This window comes from Streptacidiphilus carbonis (assembly GCF_000787775.1).
Taxonomy (GTDB): Bacteria; Actinomycetota; Actinomycetes; order Streptomycetales; family Streptomycetaceae; genus Streptacidiphilus; species Streptacidiphilus carbonis.
Map to the genome: position 1 here is coordinate 52,668 of NZ_BBPM01000036.1, position 18,403 is coordinate 71,070.

The 18,403-nt window shown below is 72.0% G+C and carries 20 protein-coding genes and 2 riboswitches; of the genes, 8 read left to right on the forward strand and 12 right to left on the reverse strand.

From position 1 onward, the window contains the following. Positions 1 to 91: 91 nt before the first annotated feature. The 3 genes from TR46_RS25135 to TR46_RS25145 form a co-directional block, all read right to left on the reverse strand. Positions 92 to 2,458 (reverse strand): FUSC family protein, encoded by a 2,367-nt coding sequence (locus tag TR46_RS25135; protein ID WP_042405230.1) that lies wholly within the window; start codon positions 2,456 to 2,458, stop codon positions 92 to 94. A 136-nt stretch (positions 2,459 to 2,594) separates the two neighbouring features. After that, a complete protein-coding gene (locus TR46_RS25140) occupies positions 2,595 to 3,449 on the reverse strand; it encodes an SAM-dependent methyltransferase (protein WP_236655489.1) in 855 nt (284 codons plus the stop codon). Positions 3,450 to 3,577: 128 nt separating this feature from the next. Beyond that, positions 3,578 to 4,420, reverse strand: a complete 843-nt coding sequence (locus TR46_RS25145) for a class I SAM-dependent methyltransferase (protein WP_042405232.1) — start codon at positions 4,418 to 4,420, stop codon at positions 3,578 to 3,580. Positions 4,421 to 4,523: 103 nt separating this feature from the next. Here TR46_RS25145 and TR46_RS25150 point away from each other — a divergent pair, with 103 nt between their 5' ends. From TR46_RS25150 to TR46_RS25170, 4 genes are all read left to right on the forward strand, one after another. Next, entirely contained in the window at positions 4,524 to 5,111 is a 588-nt protein-coding gene (locus TR46_RS25150) for a TetR/AcrR family transcriptional regulator (RefSeq protein ID WP_042405233.1), read from the forward strand. Positions 5,112 to 5,136: 25 nt separating this feature from the next. Next, the gene (locus tag TR46_RS25155) at positions 5,137 to 6,000 is read left to right on the forward strand and encodes an ATP-grasp domain-containing protein (RefSeq protein WP_042405234.1); all 864 of its coding nucleotides are present in this window, start codon (positions 5,137 to 5,139) and stop codon (positions 5,998 to 6,000) included. A gap of 95 nt (positions 6,001 to 6,095) precedes the next feature. Further along, positions 6,096 to 7,427, forward strand: coding sequence for a glycoside hydrolase family 3 N-terminal domain-containing protein (locus tag TR46_RS25165; RefSeq protein ID WP_161790191.1), 1,332 nt, complete (start codon positions 6,096 to 6,098; stop codon positions 7,425 to 7,427). 105 nt (positions 7,428 to 7,532) lie between these two features. Further along, the gene (locus TR46_RS25170) at positions 7,533 to 8,681 is read left to right on the forward strand and encodes a serine hydrolase domain-containing protein (RefSeq protein WP_042405238.1); all 1,149 of its coding nucleotides are present in this window, start codon (positions 7,533 to 7,535) and stop codon (positions 8,679 to 8,681) included. 154 nt (positions 8,682 to 8,835) lie between these two features. Here TR46_RS25170 and TR46_RS25175 read toward each other — a convergent pair whose 3' ends face one another. Both TR46_RS25175 and TR46_RS25180 read right to left on the reverse strand, forming a co-directional pair. Beyond that, positions 8,836 to 9,204 (reverse strand): RidA family protein, encoded by a 369-nt coding sequence (locus TR46_RS25175; RefSeq protein WP_042405290.1) that lies wholly within the window; start codon positions 9,202 to 9,204, stop codon positions 8,836 to 8,838. A 115-nt stretch (positions 9,205 to 9,319) separates the two neighbouring features. Continuing rightward, on the reverse strand, positions 9,320 to 10,063 hold the full coding sequence (locus TR46_RS25180; protein ID WP_042405240.1) for a class I SAM-dependent methyltransferase: 744 nt from the start codon (positions 10,061 to 10,063) through the stop codon (positions 9,320 to 9,322). Between the two features lie 65 nt (positions 10,064 to 10,128). On the opposite strand from TR46_RS25180, the gene TR46_RS25185 reads away from it, so the two are divergent. The 3 genes from TR46_RS25185 to TR46_RS25195 all read left to right on the forward strand — a co-directional run bounded on the left by TR46_RS25185 (position 10,129) and on the right by TR46_RS25195 (position 11,786). After that, positions 10,129 to 10,779 carry an MOSC domain-containing protein gene (locus tag TR46_RS25185; RefSeq protein ID WP_042405242.1) on the forward strand — a complete coding sequence of 217 codons (651 nt, stop codon included), beginning with the start codon at positions 10,129 to 10,131 and terminating at the stop codon, positions 10,777 to 10,779. Between the two features lie 59 nt (positions 10,780 to 10,838). Further along, positions 10,839 to 11,294, forward strand: a complete 456-nt coding sequence (locus TR46_RS25190) for an RrF2 family transcriptional regulator (RefSeq protein ID WP_042405244.1) — start codon at positions 10,839 to 10,841, stop codon at positions 11,292 to 11,294. 66 nt (positions 11,295 to 11,360) lie between these two features. Continuing rightward, complete coding sequence (locus TR46_RS25195) at positions 11,361 to 11,786, forward strand: DUF3592 domain-containing protein (RefSeq protein WP_161790192.1); 426 nt, start codon at positions 11,361 to 11,363, stop codon at positions 11,784 to 11,786. 44 nt (positions 11,787 to 11,830) lie between these two features. Here TR46_RS25195 and TR46_RS25200 read toward each other — a convergent pair whose 3' ends face one another. The 7 genes from TR46_RS25200 to TR46_RS45380 form a co-directional block, all read right to left on the reverse strand. Next, positions 11,831 to 12,865, reverse strand: a complete 1,035-nt coding sequence (locus TR46_RS25200; RefSeq protein ID WP_042405247.1) for an ABC transporter substrate-binding protein — start codon at positions 12,863 to 12,865, stop codon at positions 11,831 to 11,833. Positions 12,866 to 12,923: 58 nt separating this feature from the next. Further along, complete coding sequence (locus tag TR46_RS25205; RefSeq protein ID WP_042405249.1) at positions 12,924 to 13,712, reverse strand: amino acid ABC transporter ATP-binding protein; 789 nt, start codon at positions 13,710 to 13,712, stop codon at positions 12,924 to 12,926. Continuing rightward, on the reverse strand, positions 13,709 to 14,722 hold the full coding sequence (locus tag TR46_RS25210) for an amino acid ABC transporter permease (protein WP_042405251.1): 1,014 nt from the start codon (positions 14,720 to 14,722) through the stop codon (positions 13,709 to 13,711). The genes TR46_RS25205 and TR46_RS25210 overlap by 4 nt, the downstream gene beginning before the upstream one ends. Before the next feature lie 17 nt (positions 14,723 to 14,739). Then, complete coding sequence (locus TR46_RS25215; RefSeq protein ID WP_201776442.1) at positions 14,740 to 15,723, reverse strand: transporter substrate-binding domain-containing protein; 984 nt, start codon at positions 15,721 to 15,723, stop codon at positions 14,740 to 14,742. 74 nt (positions 15,724 to 15,797) lie between these two features. Further along, entirely contained in the window at positions 15,798 to 16,550 is a 753-nt protein-coding gene (locus TR46_RS25220) for an amino acid ABC transporter ATP-binding protein (RefSeq protein WP_174505152.1), read from the reverse strand. A gap of 32 nt (positions 16,551 to 16,582) precedes the next feature. Beyond that, positions 16,583 to 17,578, reverse strand: coding sequence for an amino acid ABC transporter permease (locus TR46_RS25225; RefSeq protein ID WP_052433082.1), 996 nt, complete (start codon positions 17,576 to 17,578; stop codon positions 16,583 to 16,585). Between the two features lie 117 nt (positions 17,579 to 17,695). Next, positions 17,696 to 17,800: a putative leader peptide gene (locus tag TR46_RS45380; protein WP_369406010.1), complete on the reverse strand. Its 105-nt coding sequence runs from the start codon at positions 17,798 to 17,800 to the stop codon at positions 17,696 to 17,698. Between the two features lie 11 nt (positions 17,801 to 17,811). Further along, positions 17,812 to 17,925, reverse strand: a riboswitch (SAM riboswitch). 123 nt (positions 17,926 to 18,048) lie between these two features. Then, a riboswitch (SAM riboswitch) is annotated at positions 18,049 to 18,160 on the forward strand. 32 nt (positions 18,161 to 18,192) lie between these two features. Here TR46_RS45380 and TR46_RS45385 point away from each other — a divergent pair. Next, entirely contained in the window at positions 18,193 to 18,261 is a 69-nt protein-coding gene (locus tag TR46_RS45385) for a putative leader peptide (RefSeq protein WP_369406011.1), read from the forward strand. The last annotated feature ends 142 nt before the right edge of the window (positions 18,262 to 18,403 follow it).

Here is an 18,403-nt window from a genome sequence, read left to right on the forward strand (position 1 = left end):
TCCTTCGCAGAGCGGGGCGGCGACCGCGTATGTCCCCACTATCGGCAGCCGGCGGCCCCGACGGGAGGGGGCGCGCGGCTCTTGCCCGAAATCAGCTCCGGGTGCGCTGGGCGCCCCCGGTGCGCTGGGCGCTTCCGCTGCGCCTCGCGCTCGCGGTGCCGAGGCCCAGCGGACGGCCCAGCGCCAGAATGTTCTCGTCCAGCCGCTGGAGGTGGCGCAGCACCCGCGCGGTGACCACGTCGTCCCGCGGTCCCGGCGGCGCGGGCGACGCCGTCGGCTTGAGGCCCGCCGCCGCGCTGGTTAGCCGGCCGCGGGTGCGGCCCTCGCTGCGGACGAATTCCGCCAGGACGGCGAGGTTGGCGTCGAGTTGCTCGCCCACCTCCTTCAGCCGGGGGTCTCCGCTCAGCACAGTGGGGACGAATCCGGCCGTCGCGGCCAGGCTGCGGGCGTGGTAGGCGCAGGTCTCCAGCAGGCCCAGTACGTAGCGGGCCTGTCGGCGGCGGTTGCGCAGCGGGCTGGCCGGGTGGGTCAGTGGTTGCAGCGAGCCCCGCAGCGCGTCCAGCGAGGTGTCCAACTCACGTGCGGAGTCCAGCAGTTCGCCCTCCGGAGCGTGACCGCTCAGAGCCGCGACGCTCAGCGACAGGGTGGCCCTCAGCCGTTCGAACACACCGAGCAGCAGGTCGTCGGTGCGGCTGCGGGTGTCGGTGGGCAGGATCAGCACGGCGGCGATCAGCCCGCAGGCCGCCCCCAGCAGGGTCTCCTCGATCCGCAGCAACAGTACCGAGGTGCTGTAGGTGTGCAGCAGGGTGTAGAGCAGTCCGAGCATGGCCGTGACGAAGAACGACATCAGCATGTAGGACAGCGGCGCGGTGAAGAACATGCCGAAGATGAACAGGATGACCAGGGCGAACGCGACCCAGGTGTTTCCGCCGACCAGCTCGGCCAGGCCGATGCCGGCCACCACCCCGCCGATGGTGCCGGCCAGCCGCCGGTAGCCCTTCACCAGGATCTCGCCGGTGGAGGAGGTGTTCAGGAACACCACCCAGCAGGTGAGCACGGCCCAGTACCAGCGCTGCGGGGAGAGCAGTTCGCCGCCGAGGATCGCCAGTGCGGAGCCCGCGGTGACCTGGAAGGCGGCCCGGGTGGTGGGACGCCTGAGCCCGGTCCGGTCCTCGCCGCCCTCCTCGTCGGCCTGGAGCGAGAGGTCCTCGGCCTCCATCTCCTCGGTGGAGCGCGTGGTCTCCGACTCGTCGCCCCGCCCGGTCCCGGGAACGGGGTCGGGCGACGGGGGGTCGTCGGGCTCGGGGTCGGCGGAGGCGTCCAGCACCAGGCGCAGCCCGAGCACCGCGCGGGCCAGCTCGCCCATGGCCCGGTAGACGTCCTGGTCGGCCGGTTCGGCGTCGGGCAGGCCGACTCCGTCGCGGTACTTCAGCAGCCGTTCGGTGGCGTCGCCGGGGACCGGCCCGACGGGCTCGCCCGGCAGCTGACGTACCACCAGCCGGCGCAGCGCGCCCAGGTCGCGCGGCAGCGGGCCGGTCTCGTCGACCGCCTCCGGCCGGTCCCGGCGGTCGCCGGCTCCCGGCGCCGGCGCGACCGGCAGCATCATCGGCAGATGCAGGCCCAGGGTGATGTCCTGGGTCCGGGGCTGCTGCAGCAGCGCCCTCAGCAGCAGCACGCTCAACCGCTCGGCGGCGATCTCGGCCTCGGCCACCCGGCGCTGGATCAGCGAGGCGCCGCGCGGGTCGGCGGCGCCGTTCTCCAGCCGGGCCTGGATCATCAGCGCGCACTGGTGCAGCCGGGCGGTACGGGTGTGCAGCCGCTGCGCCGCCTGGGCCTCGACGCGGGAACCGGGGGCGGCGCCGACGACCTCGGACAGGGCGTCCACCAGGTCGGCCAGACGGGCCCGGAAGGCCCGCCGCAGCCGTTGCAGGGTGCGCTGCGGAGTGGCCCTGACCAGCCCGAACCGGACCAGCGCGGCCGAGCAGAAGGCGACCGTGATCGCCCCGTACATCTGCGGCAGCACGGCCGGGGTGGTCCGGGTGAACTGGGAGACGAAGAACAGCTGGAAGCCGATCAGTCCCGTCCCGGTGCCGCGCGGCCCGAACCGGCGGACGTAGACGGCCGTGAAGATCAGCACCAGGAACACCAGGTCGGAGGCGACCCGGTAGCGGTAGAGCTCGGCGCCGAGGCCGACCACCGCCAGCGCGACCAGATAGCCGAGGGCCAGCGTGGTCCGCTGCTCCCGCGGTGTGGGGTCGCTGACCGCGAACGAGGCCACCATGCCGCTCATCGCCCCGGCCACGAGCAGTGTGACCGCGGCGCCCAGACCGGCCAGCACGGAGAGGGTGAGCAGGATGGCGCCCACCGTGGTGAGCGCGTTGAGCAGCCGGATCAGGCCCGGGTCGGACGCGCTGTAGCGGTCCCACAGCTCGTCCCACGCCCGGCGGGCCGCTCGCATACGATCCCCTGGATTGGTGTCGTGACCGTCTCCTGGATCATGTTGCTCTCCGCCGGGCAAAGGGGTCAAACCGCGTCCGGACCGGTCGTGCGGGTTCGTGCCCTTCCGTGCCTGTCCGTGCGTAGGTGCCTGTCCGTCAGAGCCGGGCCACGCCGGTGTAGATGCCCAGCCGGTCGGCGTCCGGGCCGGGCGCCGTGTCGGGGCGCCAGCGCGGGGCGGTCACCAGTCCGGGCTCCAGCAGGGTCAGGCCGTCGAAGAAGCGGGCGATGTCGTCCCTGGTCCGCAGGTGGATCCCGGCGGCGGCCGGGTCGTAGCTGCGTTCGGCGAGCTCCGCCTGCTCCGGGGTGACCAGGTCGCCGCTGCCGTGGCTGAGCACCAGCAGGCTGCCGGTGGGCAGCGCGGCGAGCAGCCGTTTGACGATGCCGAAGGGGTCCTCGTCGTCGCTGACGAAGTGCAGGATCGCCACCAGCATCAGCGCCACGGGTTCGGAGAAGTCCAGCAGGTCCCGTACCCCGGGGGCGGCCAGCACCGCCTCGGTGTCGCGCAGGTCGGCCCGGGTGACACTGGTCGCGCCGTGGCCGCAGCCGCTCATCAGCGCGCGGGCGTGGGCCAGCACGATCGGGTCGTTGTCGACGTAGGCGATCCGCGCGCTGGGGTCGACGGACTGGGCGACCTCGTGGGTGTTGCCGGCGGTCGGGATGCCGGTGCCGATGTCCAGGAACTGGCGCACCCCGAGCGCGGCCGCGGTGCGCACCGCCCGGCCCAGGAAGGCCCGGTTGGCCAGGGCCCCTGCGGCCGCCTCCGGAACCGCGGCGGTCAACTGCGCGGCGACCAGCCGATCGGCGGCGAAGTTGTCCTTGCCGCCGATCAGCGCGTTGTAGATCCGGGCCGGGTGCGCTATCTCGGGGTGCAGTTCGGCGGACGGCGGTCGCCCGCCACCCGCCGCCTCCGCACCGGTCGCCGTCGCCATCCAGTCGCTGTCCTCGGCCACTCGGCTCCCCCGCCCTGTGTCCTGGCCACCGCGTATCGATCGCCCGGACCAGCGTACGGTCTGACACCACTGGTCGAGGTGACATCGCGTCAAATCAAGGGATCTCTCAACTGCCGGTCATCCTCCGGTCAGCCCGCGCGCACCGCGGTGAGCAGCCAGGCAACGCCGTCCAGCAGCACCCCGTCCGGCTGCTGGTGCGGACGCAGGGCGTCGGTGAGGGCGGCGCGCACCCCGGCGGCGGAATCCTCGCCGGCCTGTTCCACCAGGTACCGCAGCGGACCGGAGCCCATCAGGAAGCCGGCCGCGTCCTCGGCGTCCTTGCCGAAGTCCATCGGCGCCTCGACCAGCGTGGTGCCGACCTGCTCGAAGCCGGCGTCGGCGACGGTGCGGCGGAAGGTCTCCGGGTCGGCCAGCGAGAACATCCCCGGCGCGCCGACCGAGAAGTCCGGCACCGGGCCGACGGCCCGCAGTGCGGAGAACACCTGCACCCAGCCGACCCGGTCCGGGTCGGCCAGCGCGAGCAGGGCGATCCGGCCGCCCGGACGCAGCGCGCGGCCGATGTTGCCGAAGGCGGCGACCGGGTCGGCGAAGAACATGATGCCGAACCGGCTCATCGCGACGTCGAAGCCGGCCGTCGGGAGCGGATGGACCTGGGCGTCGCCGCGCTCGAAGCGCAACGCGGCCAGCCCCTCCAGGGCGGCGCGCTCGCGGGCCCGTTCCAGCTCCGGCTCCGACAGGTCCAGCCCGAGCACCCGGCCCGTTCCGGACCGGCGGGCGGCCAGCCTGCTGGTCTGACCGGCCCCGCAGCCGACGTCGAGCACCCGGTCGCCGGGGCCGATGGCCGCCGCCCGCAGCAGCGGTTCGTTGAAGCCGCCGTTGACGGCGTTCCAGCGGTCGTCGTGCTCGGCCCAGTACCGCCCCTCGTCGCCGTTCCAGGCCCGGTCCTGTTCGGTGTTGGCTGTCGCGCTCATGGAGATCGCCTCCTGGCGGTCGGGTCTGCACGGGCCCTAGAATGGGCACGCGCCCATATCTCCAGAGTATGGGCGCCCGCCCATACTGGCAAGGGAGCACCGAATGTCGCCGAGAGGTGTCGCCATCACCGGAGTGCGCGAGCGGCTCTTCGACGCCGCCGAGCGCATCCTCGCCCGCGAGGGCCCCGGCGGGCTCACCACCCGGGCCGTCACCGGCGAGGCAGGCTGCGCCAAGGGTGTGCTGCACCTGCACTTCGCGGACCTGGACGACTTCGTGGCCCAGCTGGTGCTGCACCGCTTCGGCCTGCTCGCGCGCCAGGTCGAGGCGTTGCCGGGCCGGGCCGGGACCGGGACGGTCGAGGACAACCTCGCGACCGCGGCGGAGACCCTGCTCGACTCCCCCGGCCCCGCCCTCGCCGCACTGGCGCTGACCCGCCCCGGCGCCTCGGCGCGGATCCGCGACGCCTGGGAGCGGGGCGAACCCGGCTTCGACAGCGTCGAGGCGGCCCTGGCCGACTATCTCCGCGCCGAGCAGCGGACCGGCCGACTGCCGGCCGACCCCGGCTGGTCGGCGCCCGCGGTCGCCCTCGCCGTGGCCGGCACCACCCACCATCTGCTGATGACCAGCGGGCCCGGGGACCCGGACCCGCGCCAACGGATCCGGGACGTGATCCGGGCGCTCCTGCCGTGACACCACTGATCCCTAGGATGGCCGCATGGTTGATATAGCACTGCTGACAGGTCGGACCATGCCCCGCGAGGTGCCGGAGAACGGCCTGCTGGTCGACGAACTGGCCGGGCTCGGCGTCACCGCGGAGATCCACCCCTGGGACGAGCCGCTGGACTGGGCCGGGTTCGGCCTCGCCGTGGTGCGGACCACCTGGGGCTACTGGGCCCGGCGCGAGGAGTTCACCGCCTGGGCCGAGCGGACGGCGAAGCTGACCGCGCTGCGCAATCCGGTCGAGGTGCTGCTCTGGAACAGCCACAAGGGCTACCTGGTCGAACTGGCGGCGGCCGGCGTCCCGGTGGTGCCGACCCGGCTGGTGCCGCAGGGCGCGTCCGACGCGGAGCGGTCCGGCGCGCTCGGCGGGTTCGGGGGCGGCGAGGTGGTGCTCAAGCCCGCCGTGTCGGCGGGGGCGCGCGGCGCGCTGCGCGCCCTGGCCGACGACGACGCCTCCGCGGCCCACCTGGCCGAGCTCACCGGACGCGGCGACGCCCTGGTGCAGCCGTTCGCGGAGTCCGTGCTCGCCCGCGGGGAGACCTCGCTGGTCTTCTTCGACGGTGTGTTCAGCCACGCCGTGCGCAAGGTCCCCGCGGCCGGGGAGTACCGGATCCATCTGCACCACGGCGGGTCGGTGCAGCCGTACCGGCCGGACGCCGACGAGCTGGCGGTGGCCGGGACCGCCCTGGCCGCCGCCCCGGCCGCGACCGCCTACGCGCGGGTGGACCTGGTCCGGCTGCCGGACGGCCCGGCGGTGATGGAGCTGGAGCTGATCGAACCAGAGCTGTTCCTGCCGACCGCACCGGCCGCCGCGGGCCGCTACGCCCGGGTCCTGGCGGACCTGCTCGGCGGAACGTGACCGGAGGCACGTGGCGGCCTTCCGCCGTGTCGGGCCCTCTCGGCGGTCTCGACCATTACCGTGAAGGTATGTCCCAAAGCTCCACATCCACCGGTTTGTCCCCTCGCTCCCCACGTTCCCGGCGTCTGCGCACCGTCGCGGGCCGGGCCGCGGTGAGCGGCGGGGCGCTCACCGCCTGCGCGGCGCTGGTGCTGACCGGCTGCGGAACAGGGAGCAGCCCGGCCCAGCACGTCAGCGCGGACTCCAGGTCCTCCGCCCCTGCTGCCGCCGGCTCCGCCGGCACGGGCAGCCCGTCCGCCTCCGCCCCGTCCCCGTCGTCGACGCCCGCCAAGCCGTCCGGGACGGCGGGGGCCCCGGCAGCGGCGCCGTCGGCCTCGCCGTCCGCCCGGTCCGCCGCCTCCTGCAGCACCGCGTCCCAGCTCGCGGGCTGGTCCGACCGGCGGCTGGCGATGCAGACCATCGCCGTGCCCGCGGACGAGAACGACGTCGGCAGCGTCGCCCCCGAGGTCGCCGCAGGCGCCGGCGGCGTGCTGCTGTTCGGCTCCTCCGCCCCGTCCGGCCTGGGCGCCGACCTCACCGCCTTGAAGTCGCACGTCCCCGGCCGGACCGGGCTGCTGGTGATGACCGACGAGGAGGGCGGGGGGATCCAGCGGATGGACAACCTGGTCGGCTCGCTGCCCTGGCCGGGGTGGATGGGGGCGCACTGGACCACCGACCAGATCCGGCAGGCGGCGGCGCAGGTCGGCGCGAAGATGGCGGCGGCGCAGGTCAACATGGACCTCGCCCCGGTGGCCGACGTCGACGGCGCGACCACCGTCCCCGGCCACGGCAACCCGGACGGGCTGCGCTCCTTCAGCGGGGATCCTGCCGTCGCGGCCCGGGACACCGTCGCCTTCATGGACGGGCTGCGCTCCGCGGGCGTCATCCCGGTGCTGAAGCACTTCCCGGGGCTCGGCGGAACCTCGGTCAACTCCGACTTCGGCCCGGCGAAGACCGTGCCCTGGGCCGCCGAGTCCAGGACCGGGCTGACCCCGTTCAACGCCGCGATCGCCGCCGGCGCACCCGCGGTGATGGCGGCCAACGACACCGTCCCCGGCCTCACCACCCTCCCGGCAGGGCTCTCGCCCACCGCGATCACCACCGTCCTGCGGGGGCAGCTCGGCTTCCACGGGCTGGTCCTCACCGACTCGCTCAGCGCCGGCGCCGTCTCGGCGGCCGGATACAGCATTCCGCAGGCCGCCGTGCAGGCGCTGCGGGCCGGGGCGGACATGGTGATGTTCGACCTCAGCTCGAAGACCCAGGCGCAGACCTCGGCCATCGCCACGGCCGTGGTCGGCGCGGTGGCGAGCGGACAGCTGCCGCGCAGCCGGCTGCTGTCTGCCGCTGCGGCGGTGCTGGCGTCCCGCCAGGTGGACCTCTGCCACTGAGCCGGTGGGCGCCGCCGATTCAGGCCGCGGACACCGATGAGTCGCGGCGCCGGAGGCAGTCCCCACTCCGACCGACACATCCGACGAGAGTGGCGAGGCTGAGCGATGACCGATCTGAACGGCGTACTGCAGGACCATGTCGGCGAGGGCCGGGCGCCCGGTGCGGTGGGCCTGGTGGCCCGTGGCGACCGGATCGAAGTGGCGGCGGTCGGCTCGGTCGACGCCGAGGGCAGCGCCCCGATGGCCAGGGACACGATCTTCCGCATCGCCTCCATCACCAAGCCGATCGTCGCGGCAGCGGTGATGGTGCTGGTCGACGAGGGCCGGATCGGCCTGGACGACCCGATCGCACCCTGGCTGCCCGAACTGGCGTCCCCCTCCGTCGTCCGCACCCCGGACAGCCCGGTCGACGACGTGGTCCCGGCGAACCGCCCGATCACCGTGGAGGACCTGCTCAGCTCCCGCGCCGGGTACGGCTTCTCCTCCGACTTCAGCCAGCCGGCGGTCACCCTGCTGTTCAACCAGGTGCCACCGGCACCGCCGTTTCCGCAGCCCGCACCGGCCCCGGACGAGTGGATGGCGAAGCTGGCGGCGGTCCCGCTGCTGCACCAGCCGGGCCAGGCCTGGCTCTACAACACCTGCTCGGACCTGCAGGGCGTGCTGATCGCCCGGGTCACCGGCCGGTCCCTGCCCGAGTTCCTGGCCGAGCGGCTGTTCGAGCCGCTCGGCATGGCGGACACCGCCTTCGAGGTGCCGCCTGCCAAGCTCGGCCGGTTCACCAGCTACTACCAGCCGGACGCCGCCGGCACTCCGGTCCTCGCCGACGCCCCCGAAGGCCAGTGGAGCAGGCCGCCGGCCTTCCCGTCCGCGGCCGGCGGCCTCGTCGGCACGGTCGACGACTGGCTCGCCTTCGCCCGGATGCTGCTGGCCGAGGGGACGGTGGGAGACCGGCGGCTGCTGTCAGCAGCGGCGGTACGGCGGATGACGACCGATCAGCTGACACAGGGTCAACGTAAGGCCGGGGACCTGTTCCTGGAGGGACAGGGCTGGGGCTACGGCGGCTCGGTGGACGTCGACCCGGTCAACCCCTGGATCGTGCCCGGCCGCTACGGCTGGGTCGGCGGCACCGGCACGACCGCGCACCTCACCCCCGCCACCGGCACGGTCGCCCTGCTGTTCACCCAACTGTCGATGGGCAGCCCGATCCCGCCGGAGATCATGCGGGACTTCTGGCGCTACGCGACCGGGGTGTGAACGGCGGGGTCCTGGACTGGCCCTGCCCCTGTCCTGTCCCGACGACCCGATCCGCGGCCTCGCCGAGGACGACCGCCGCCGCCTGGTCGACGACGCGGTGGCCGCCGTCGCCGACGGTCTGGCCGCGGACGCCGGCGCCTGAGCGGCCGGGCGGTCAGTCCGCCGCGGGGACGACGGCGAGAGCGTCGATCTCGACCTTGAACGCCGGGTGGACCAGGCCGGAGACCTGGACCAGCGAGCAGGCGGGCAGCCGCTGCGGGTCGAGGAACTCGTCACGGGCCTGGCGGAAGGCAGGGAGGTCGGCCAGGTCGGTGAGGAAGACCGTCAGCTTGACCGCATGCTCCAGTCCGGCGCCGGCCGCCACGAGCGCGGCCCGCAGGTTGCGGAACACCTGCCGGACCTGGGCCGCGGCGTCGTCCGCGCCCACCGACTTCCCGTCCGCGTCCACCGGCACCTGCCCGGAGACGGCGACCAGCGTCCCGGACGCGACCACCGCGTGGCTGTAGCCGTTCACCGGAGGCATCCCCTCAGGACGGGTGAAGTGCTGCACTGGAGCTCCCCTCGATCCGAGCGACCGGCCGGTCGACCGGCCGGTGAACCGGCCGGCCACGGGGGAGATCATGCCAGAGCCGGCGGCCTCAGACCCGGCGCGCGATCGTGACGATCTCACGGCTGGCCGCGGTCACCGGGCCGCCGTGCCAGTCGCCGTACTGGGACTCGATCGCGAAACCCGACCCGTGGAGGAAGTCCGCGAGGTCCGGGACGTCCAGGAACCGCAGGCTGGTGCGGTCCACCCGCAGGACGGCGCCGTCCAGGTCGCTGGTGGTCTCCGTGAAGGTCACCACGTCGCCGACGACCGACTCGACATGGTGCGCGGAGCGCAGCACCCGCCCGCTCGGGTCCACCACCTCGGAGGCGTCGCCGGTGTCGGCGGAGCTCCAGTCCTCCCAGGCCCGGGCCTGCGGATGGCGGGTCTCGAACGCGAACCGGCCGCCGTCGCGCAGAGCGGTCCGGACCGCGGTCAGCGAGGCCCGCAGCTCCTCGTCGCCGACCAGGCACTGGAACGCATGGCTGACCATCGTGGCCAGCTCGAACTCACCGTCCCAGGCTGCGGCATCGGCGGCGGTCCCCAGTACCCATTCGACGTCGGCGCACCGCCGGGCCCGGTCCAGTGCCGCGCGGTCGGGGTCGATCCCGACCAGCCGCCCGCGGTGCCCGGACTCGCGCGCCGTCCGCAGCATGGAGCCCGTCCCGCAGCCCACGTCCAGGACCGAGTCCGCAGCCAGGACCAGCCGGTCGTAGAAGGCGTCACTGGGGAAACGGTCGGGATCCCAGGGGTTCATCAGGTCGTAGAGGGCAGCGACGTCGGCATCAGAGAGCATCGGAGCAGTCTAGGCGCAGCTAAATGGTGTCGACGCGGCTTATCGCAGCCCGTACTCTCGCGCGCATGGAACTGCTATCCGTCAATGTCGGCCGCCCCCGCCCCAATCCGTGGAAGGGCCTCGACGACACCGGGATCGACAAGCGGCCCGTGGACGGCCCGGTCGCGGTCACCGCCCCTGGCCCCAAGGGCACCGGGGCGGTCGGGCTGGCCGGCGACCGGGTGTACGACGTGAAGCACCACGGCGGTGACGACCAGGCCGTGTACGCCTATGCCCGGGAGGATCTCGACAGCTGGGAGGCCGAGTTGGACCGGGACCTGCCCGGCGGCGCCTTCGGCGAGAACCTCACCACCCTCGGCGTGGACGTCAACGGCGCCCTGATCGGCGAGCGCTGGCGGATCGGACCGCGGCTGGTGCTGGAGGTGTCCTGCCCCCGGATCCCCTGTCAGACGTTCCAGGGGTGGCTGGAGCGCGAGGGCTGGATCAAGCGGTTCACCCAAGCCGCAGTGCCCGGCGCGTACCTGCGCGTGATCGAGCCCGGAGAGATCCGCGCCGGTGACCGGGTCGAGATCCAGCAACGGCCCGATCACGACGTGTCGATCGCCCTCTCCTTCCGCGCGATGACCCTCGAACCCGAACTGCTCCCCCGGCTGCTGGTCGCGGACGCGCTGCCGGCGAAGGACCTGGAGCAGATCCGCAGGCGCGTAGCCGGGTAGCGGGCGACCGGCGGAGCGGCAGGACCCGAGGGCGGACCGCCCGGCTGTTAACATCGACCGTGCAGATTTCGGCCAAGGCGGACTACGCGGTACGGGCGATGCTGGAGCTGGCCGCCCACGGTCCGGAGCTGGTCAAGGCCACTGTCCTGATCGACCATCAGGGACTGCCGCGCAAGTTCGTCGAGACCATCCTGGTCGAGCTGCGCCACGCCGGCCTGGTGCGCAGCCACCGCGGCGCCGAGGGCGGCTACACCCTGGCGAAGCCGGCCACCACGATCACCCTCGGCGCGGTGATCCGCGCCGTCGACGGCCCGCTCGCCGAGGTCCGCGGCCTGCGACCGCACGAGACCGCCTACGCCGGCGCCGCCGAGCACCTCCCCGAGGTCTGGGTCGCCGCCCGCGCCAGCCTGCGCCGCGTCCTGGACGAGACCACCCTCGCCCAGGTCCTCAGCGGCCGCCTCCCACCCCACGTCCGCAAAATGGCCGCCTCCCCCGACGCCTGGCTCCCCCGCTAGCGGGACTCCCGCACCATGATCGGCCGCAGCACAGTCGTCGCCGCATCGGAAGGGGGGCCCGTCACCGTGGCGCTCGGATCGATCGCGCTGCTCTGCGGGGTTACCGGGGTGACGGTCCTGGTGATCGCCGTGCGGGCGGTCATGCAGAAGGTACGCACGCATCGGACCCTGGGGCGCGGGCTGTTGACGGACGGTCAGGTGCTGCACGTCTATCTCGTCCCCGGGGATCAGGGCCGGGCGGGCGTGCGGCGTTCGGTGGTGGCCTTTCGAACCCTGGACGGAGGGAGGTTCCTGGTCAATGACGAGTCGGGACTTCCCCGGGGCGTCGGTGACCGGGTGCCGGTCCGCTATCCGGTGGAGCGTCCGCAGCACGCGGTGCTCGCGGACGTGCGCCGGGGAGTGGTCGGCCCGGTCGTGTTCGGGCTCTGCGCCGCAGGATTCGCGACGGCCTGTCTGTTCGCCTGCGTCTGGGCGCTCACCCGGTCCCGGTAGCCACGCGGATGACCACCGGGACCGGACGGGCGAACGCCATGGCGTCAGGAGTTGGTGACCGGGAGGCCCGGCGGGTTGACCTGGGAGGTGGGGACGGCCTCGTCGGAGAGGTTCCAGGCGGCCAGCCACTTGGCGTAGTCGCCGTTCTTGATGAGGTAGTTGACGGCGTCGGCGAGGGGCTTGGCCAGGCCGTCGCCCTTCTTCGTGGTGGCGGCGATCAGCCCCTGGAGGGAGGCGCCGGCGCCGGAGAACTTCCCGGCACTGCGGGTCGGGGTGTTGGTCCTGGCCGTCTGGGTGACGTGGTAGGCGAGCTCCGGGTTGGGTTCGAAGTAGGTGTCGATCTTGCCCGAGTCGAGGGCCAGATAGGTGCTGTTGTTGTCGGGGAAGTACTTGATGGTCAGGGTCTTGCCCTCAGCCTTGAGCTGCGACTGCCACTTCTCCAGGATCTTCTCCTGGTTGGTGCCGGCGCCCACGGCGACGGTCTTGCCGGCCAGGCTCTCGGCGGTGCCGTCGAAGGTCCAACTGCTGCTCTTCAGGACCTCGAAGCCGACATTGTCCTGCCGGTAGCTGGCGAAGTCGTACTTGGTCTTGCGCTGCTCGGTATCGGTGATGTTGGAGAAGCCCACATCGTTCCTGCCGCTGTCGATGCCGACGAACAGGTTGTCCCAAGTGGCGTTGTTGAGCACCGGCTTGAGGCCGAGGACCGCTGCCACCAGCCGTCCCAGGTCCGGTTCGGAGCCGGTCAGCGTCTTCTGGTCGGAGCCGGTGAACCCGAGCGGCGCCGACCCCGCGGGCAGCAGGCCGAGACCGATGGTGAGCTCACCGCTGCTGCGCACGGAGGCGGGCAGCTCGGCGCGGATCGTGTCCGACTGGGCGACGGTGAGCTTCGCCTCGGTCGCCGCGCCGTTAGCGAGCGCGCCGACGGAGACGATGGTGCTCCCGGCCGGGGCAGCGGCGGCGACCGCGGTCTCCGTCTTGGCGGTGGTGCTGCTCGCGCAGGCGGTGAGCCCGCCCGCGAGGGCGATCAGAGCGGCACTGGCGGGGACGAGGCGGGCACGTCTGAACACGGTGCTGGACATGGTGGTTCTCCTGGGAACTGGGTGTTTGCGGGACGGAAGGGATGAGGGGTGGCCCGGGTCAGAGCACCTTGCTGAGGAACTCCCGGGTACGCGGGTGCTGCGGGTTGTCCAGCACCTCGGCCGGGGTGCCCTGTTCGACGATGTGACCGCCGTCGAGGAAGACGACCAGGTCGGCGACCTCGCGGGCGAAGCCGATCTCATGGGTGACCACGATCAGGGTGGTGCCGCTGCCGGCCAGGTCCCTGATGACGGCCAGGACCTCGCCCACCAGCTCGGGGTCGAGCGCCGAGGTCGGCTCGTCGAACAGGATCAGGCCCGGCCGCTGGGCCAGGGCCCGGGCGATGGCGACCCGCTGCTGCTGCCCGCCGGAGAGCTGGCGCGGGTAGGCGTCCGCCTTGTCGGCCAGGCCCACTCGGGCGAGCAGGTCGAGTGCGGTCGCACGCGCCTCCTCCCTGGTCGCCCGCCCGGTCGCCACCGGGGCCGCGGCGATGTTCTCCAGCGCGGTCAGGTGCGGGAAGAGGTTGAAGCCCTGGAACACGAAGCCGATTCCGGCCCGCTGGGCCAGGATCGCCCGCTCGCCCAGCTCCTTGAGCCGCTCGCCGTGCCGACGGACCCCGATCAGCTCGCCGTTGACGCTGACGTGTCCGACGTCCAGCTGTTCGAGGTGGTTGATCGCCCGCAGCAGAGTGGACTTGCCCGAGCCGGACGGGCCGAGGATCACCGCGACCTGCCCCGGCTGGACGGTCAGGTCCACGCCGTCGAGCACCCGGTTGGCCCCGTACCACTTGTGCGCGCCGCGAACCTCGACGGCTGCGGCCCGCGTAGGCGATGTCGTTGTGCTGCTCATGCCTTCACCGTTCCGAGGTGGGTGCGGTCGGCCCGCTCGCGCAGTCCGCGGACGCCGGCGCGGAGCTTCTGCAGGGGCGTCGACGGAAGGGTGCGGAGTGCGCCGCGTGCATAGTGGCGCTCCACGTAGAACTGCACGACGGACACGACGCTGGTCAGGACCACGTACCAGCCGGTGGCCACCAGCAGCAGCGGAACCACGTCCGTGGGATAGGTGCTGCCCATGTTCTGGACCTCGCCGAACAGGTCCAGCAGCGAGACGTAGAACACCAGCGAGGTGCCCTTGATCAGCCCGATCAGCTGGTTGACGTAGGCCGGCACGATCGCTCGCAGCGCCTGCGGCAGGACGATGCGTCGGAACTGGTAGCCCTTCGGCAGCCCGAGCGCCGCCGCGGCCTCGTGCTGCCCCTGGTCCACCGAGAGGATCCCCGCCCGGACCACTTCCGCCGCATAGGCGGCCTCGTTGAGGCTGAGGCCGACGGTCGCCACCACCAGGTCGGTGGCCAGTGCCGACTCGTTGAAGTGGACGAAGCCGGGGCCGAAGGGCACGCCCAGGCTCAGCGTCTTGTAGAGGGCGCTGAAGTTGTAGAGGATCAGCAGCACCACGATCAGCGGTACCGAGCGGAACAGCCAGATGTAGGTCCAGCTCACCGCCCGCAGGATCGGGTTCTTCGACTGCCTCGCCAGAGCCAGCAGGATGCCGCCGGCCAGACCCAGCACCGCGCTCAACGCGGTGACCTCCAGGGTGACCACCAGACCCTGCAGGATCGCGGGCCGGGCGAACCAGTACTGGAAGCGGTCCCACTGGTAGAACGGGTTGGTCACCAGTCCATGGGCGAGTTGGGCGACCAGGACCAGGACGACGGCGGTGGCGATCCAGCGCCCGGGGTGCCGCAGCGGGATGACCCGCTGCCGGGACAGCGGCGCGGGCGCGGTGGCCCCGGCCCCGACTCCGACCGGCGGTCTGTCGGCGACCGGGAGGGTCGGAGCGGGAAGCGATCGTTCGGACATCGGAGGACTCCCCGGGCTCAGAAAGTGGTGGGCGGGTTGACGACCGAGCTGAGGACGCCGGTGCCCGGCACCCCCCACTTGGCGAAGATCTTCGCGTAGTCGCCGGTGGCGATGAGCTTGTTGACGGCGTCGCTGAGCACCTTGGCCAGCGGCGATCCCTTGGCCGTGACGAAGCCGACAGGCGTGCTGCCGACTTGGCCGAGGTACTTGGTGCCGGGGATGTGCGCAGCGTCGTACTTCAGCGCCAGGGTGGGTCCGAACTCGATGTCGATCTTCCCGTTGGCCAGGCCCAGGAAGATCGGCGCGGTGTCGGCGAAGTACTGCACCTTGTAGGGGCTCCGGCCTGCCGCGGCGCACTTGGACGCGCCGTCGGTGAGGAGCTGTTGGAAGGTCGTCCCCGGGCTGGTCGCGACGTTGTAGCCGCACAGATCGGTGATGCCGGCGGCGCTGTCGATCTTCAGCCCGGCCGCGCCCAGGAAGGACTGGCCGTCGTTGAGGTAGGTGGTGAAGTCGACGACCTTCTCCCGGGCCCTGGTGGCACCGAAGTTGGCCTGGCCGACGTCGTACTTCCCGTTCTGCACACCGGGGATGACGGTGGGAAAGGTCCCGTACTGCACGTCCCAGCTGACGCCGAGCACCTTGGCGACCGCGTTGCGCAGATCGACGTCCAGGCCGATGTCCTTGCCGTCCGGGGTCTGACCGCCGTGCGGGAGGCCGGAGGTGCCGACTGCCTTGACGGTGCCGAGGGTGATGGTGCCGCTGCTCCGGACCGCCGCAGGAAGCTCCGCCTTCAGCGCGGGGTCGGTCTGCACGGAGGAGACGACGTCCTGGGTGGGTATCGCCGTTGAGGCGCCGCTCGCAGCAGCACCCGACGATGCGCCGCCGGCAGCCGCCGTCACCGCCGTCCCGGTGTTCGATCCGCAGCCGGCGAGGAGGGCGAGAGCAGCAGAGGCCGTGAGGGCGGTGGTCGCATGGCGTGGGAGATGATGAAGAATCGTCACAACGAACCTTTCGGGGCTGGCCGGAGATGGCAAGGAGGTGCCGTGGGAGGGACGGGGAAGCCCGATATGTGCTGCTACAGGACAGCCGAGAGGAACGATCGGGCCCGCTCATGGCCCGGGTTGGCCAGGACGTCGGCCGGCGGGCCGGACTCGATGACGCGGCCGCCGTCCAGGAAGACCACGGAGTCGGCGACCTCGCGGGCGAAGCCGATCTCATGGGTGACCACGATCATCGTCATCCCGCTGAGGGCGAGGTCTTTCATCACCGCCAGTACCTCGCCGACGAGTTCGGGGTCGAGTGCGCTGGTGGGCTCGTCGAAGAGCAGCAGTTGCGGTTCCACGGCCAGCGCCCGGGCGATCGCAACCCGCTGCTGCTGGCCGCCGGACAGCTGCCTGGGGTAGGCGTCCTCGCGGCCGCCCAGTCCGACCCGCTCCAGCAGTGCCTTGGCCTGGAGCGCGGCCGACTTCCTGCTGAGACCCCGGACTGCGACCGGGGCCTCGGTGAGGTTCTCCAGGACGGTGAGGTGCGGGAACAGGTTGAACTGCTGGAACACCATGCCGACCCGGGCGCGCTGCCGGGTGATCGCCCGATGCCCCAACTCGTGCAGGCTGCCGCCCTGGTGGCGGAAGCCGATGATCTCGCCGCCCACCTCGACGAAGCCGGCGTCGGGCTTCTCCAGATGGTTGATGCTGCGGAGCAGGGTGGACTTGCCGGAGCCCGACGGTCCCAGCAGCACGGTCACCTCGCCCTCGTGCACATCCAGGTCGACGCCGTCGAGCACCAGGTTGGCGCCGAAGCTCTTGCGCAGTCCTCGGATCCGCACCAGCGGACGGGTCGATTCGTCGTGGATCTGCTCGCTCATGACAGACCCAGCGGGACGTTGCCGCGGAAGAGCTGCCAGAAGCCGGTGCGGGCGGACCCGCCACCGCGATTGCTGCCGCGGGCGTAGTGGCGCTCGACGAAGAACTGACCGATCGAGAGCAGCGTGGTGAGAATGATGTACCAGAGGGTCGCCACCAGCAGCAGAGGGATGATCAGATAGTTCTGGTTGTAGATCAGTTGGGAGGAGTAGAGCAGGTCCTGCACCGCGATGACGCTGACGATGGAGGTCGCCTTCAGCATCCCGATGAGCAGGTTTCCCGAGGCCGGGACGATGGCCGGCATGGCCTGCGGCAGCACGATCCTTCGGAAGATCCGCACCTTGCCGAGCCCCAGCGCCTCCGCCGCCTCGGTCTGTCCGTGCTCCACGGACAGGATGCCGCCCCGCACGATCTCGGAGGCGAAGGCCGCGACGTCCAGGGTGAGCCCGACGAAGGCGGCCAGGATCCCGCTGAACAGGTGCGCGGTCCGCACCGTCACGAACTCGTGCCCGAAGGGGATGCCCAGCGACAACTGCGGGTACAGCGACGCGAGTTCGTACCAGAAGAGCAGCTGTACCAGCGGCGGCACCGAGCGGACCAGCCAGACGAAGCCGAAGCTCAGTGAGCGCAGCACGGGATTGCCCGACAGCCGCATCGCGGCGACCCCGACGGCGAGCAGATAGCCGCTCGCCATCACCGCCGCGGTGAGCCAGAGGGTCAGCTTCAGGCCGTCCACGATGGAGCCGTTGAGGAAGTAGCTGCCGACCACGTCCCACTGGAAGCGCCGGTTGGTCAGCAGGGTGTGGACCAGCATCGCCAACAGGACGACCAGCACGAGCGCGGAGGCCCACTGGCCGGGGCGGCGCAGCGGGACGAGCTTCGCGGCGAGCAGCTGCTCGTCCTCCGGACGCTCATGAAGAGCGGGCGGGAACGGCGGAGCGGAGGGAGAAGAAGGGGCTGCGGGTGGATGGCCGGCAGCGACAGGACTGCTCATGGCGGTGTGGGTTCCGTCCGTACGGACGCGGCATCGCGCCGTGGGGGAGCACGGCGGGACGGCGTGAAGGGGGTGGCAGGCGACAGCTGCCGGGAACAGGGAGCAGGGAGGACGCGGTCAGCGGACCGCGTGGGTTCCCGGACACAGGGCGCTGCTCACCCGCAACAGATCGACGTGGCGACGCGAGTACGTACCACCGATGACTCGACGCACTGCTCTCACCTCAGCTTTCGATCTCGCGCTTACAGGAGGACTGCGCCGTCCCGTCGGGTCGTCACCTGGAGCACCCCGCCGCGCAGGAGGGTTGCCGGTCAGCAAGCCAGGGCTTGACGCTGACGCTCATAACCAGGGATCACGCTAACCCGTCCGGGGCTTTTAGACAATGCCTATCTGTCCGATAGAGATTCCGGCAGAGCCTGCGGCGAGATCGGGATTGTGTTCGGCGCCCATCCGGAGTTAGCGTATGAGCAGGTTACGAGCGTCAGCGATCAAGCCCTGGCTGGCTGACCAGCAACCCTCCGACGCGGCGGGGTGCTCCAGGTGACGACCCGACAGGACGGCGCAGTCCTGTAAGCGCGCATGCTGAACCGGAGGTGAGAGCAGTGCGTTACGCAGTGGGCACGTACTCGCGTCGCCATATCGATCTTCAGCGCATCGCCAGCGCTCTCTGTACGGCCGTCTGAGCAGCAGAGCAGCAGCACCCGGTTCCCGGCTCCGGCAGTAAGCCGCCGCGCGGTCGCGCTTTCTCCGCCGCAGGCCGCCCGGCCGCGCCCTGAGCCGTCCAGCTCCTCGCAACACCTCCTCCCGCCGACTCCGCCCCGGGCC

What these genes read in the sequence shown, in the direction of transcription:
- TR46_RS25145 (WP_042405232.1), bottom strand. Translation starts at nt 4,420, where the DNA reads ATGAGCGCGACAGCCAACACCGAACAGGACCGGGCCTGGAACGGCGAC.
- TR46_RS25210 (WP_042405251.1), bottom strand. Translation starts at nt 14,722, where the DNA reads ATGTCCGAACGATCGCTTCCCGCTCCGACCCTCCCGGTCGCCGACAGA.
- TR46_RS25205 (WP_042405249.1), bottom strand. Translation starts at nt 13,712, where the DNA reads ATGAGCAGCACAACGACATCGCCTACGCGGGCCGCAGCCGTCGAGGTT.
- TR46_RS25175 (WP_042405290.1), bottom strand. Translation starts at nt 9,204, where the DNA reads ATGCCTCCGGTGAACGGCTACAGCCACGCGGTGGTCGCGTCCGGGACG.
- TR46_RS25180 (WP_042405240.1), bottom strand. Translation starts at nt 10,063, where the DNA reads ATGCTCTCTGATGCCGACGTCGCTGCCCTCTACGACCTGATGAACCCC.
- TR46_RS25225 (WP_052433082.1), bottom strand. Translation starts at nt 17,578, where the DNA reads ATGAGCAGTCCTGTCGCTGCCGGCCATCCACCCGCAGCCCCTTCTTCT.
- TR46_RS25185 (WP_042405242.1), top strand. Translation starts at nt 10,129, where the DNA reads ATGGAACTGCTATCCGTCAATGTCGGCCGCCCCCGCCCCAATCCGTGG.
- TR46_RS25150 (WP_042405233.1), top strand. Translation starts at nt 4,524, where the DNA reads ATGTCGCCGAGAGGTGTCGCCATCACCGGAGTGCGCGAGCGGCTCTTC.
- TR46_RS25200 (WP_042405247.1), bottom strand. Translation starts at nt 12,865, where the DNA reads ATGTCCAGCACCGTGTTCAGACGTGCCCGCCTCGTCCCCGCCAGTGCC.
- TR46_RS25155 (WP_042405234.1), top strand. Translation starts at nt 5,137, where the DNA reads ATGGTTGATATAGCACTGCTGACAGGTCGGACCATGCCCCGCGAGGTG.
- TR46_RS25170 (WP_042405238.1), top strand. Translation starts at nt 7,533, where the DNA reads ATGACCGATCTGAACGGCGTACTGCAGGACCATGTCGGCGAGGGCCGG.
- TR46_RS25135 (WP_042405230.1), bottom strand. Translation starts at nt 2,458, where the DNA reads ATGCGAGCGGCCCGCCGGGCGTGGGACGAGCTGTGGGACCGCTACAGC.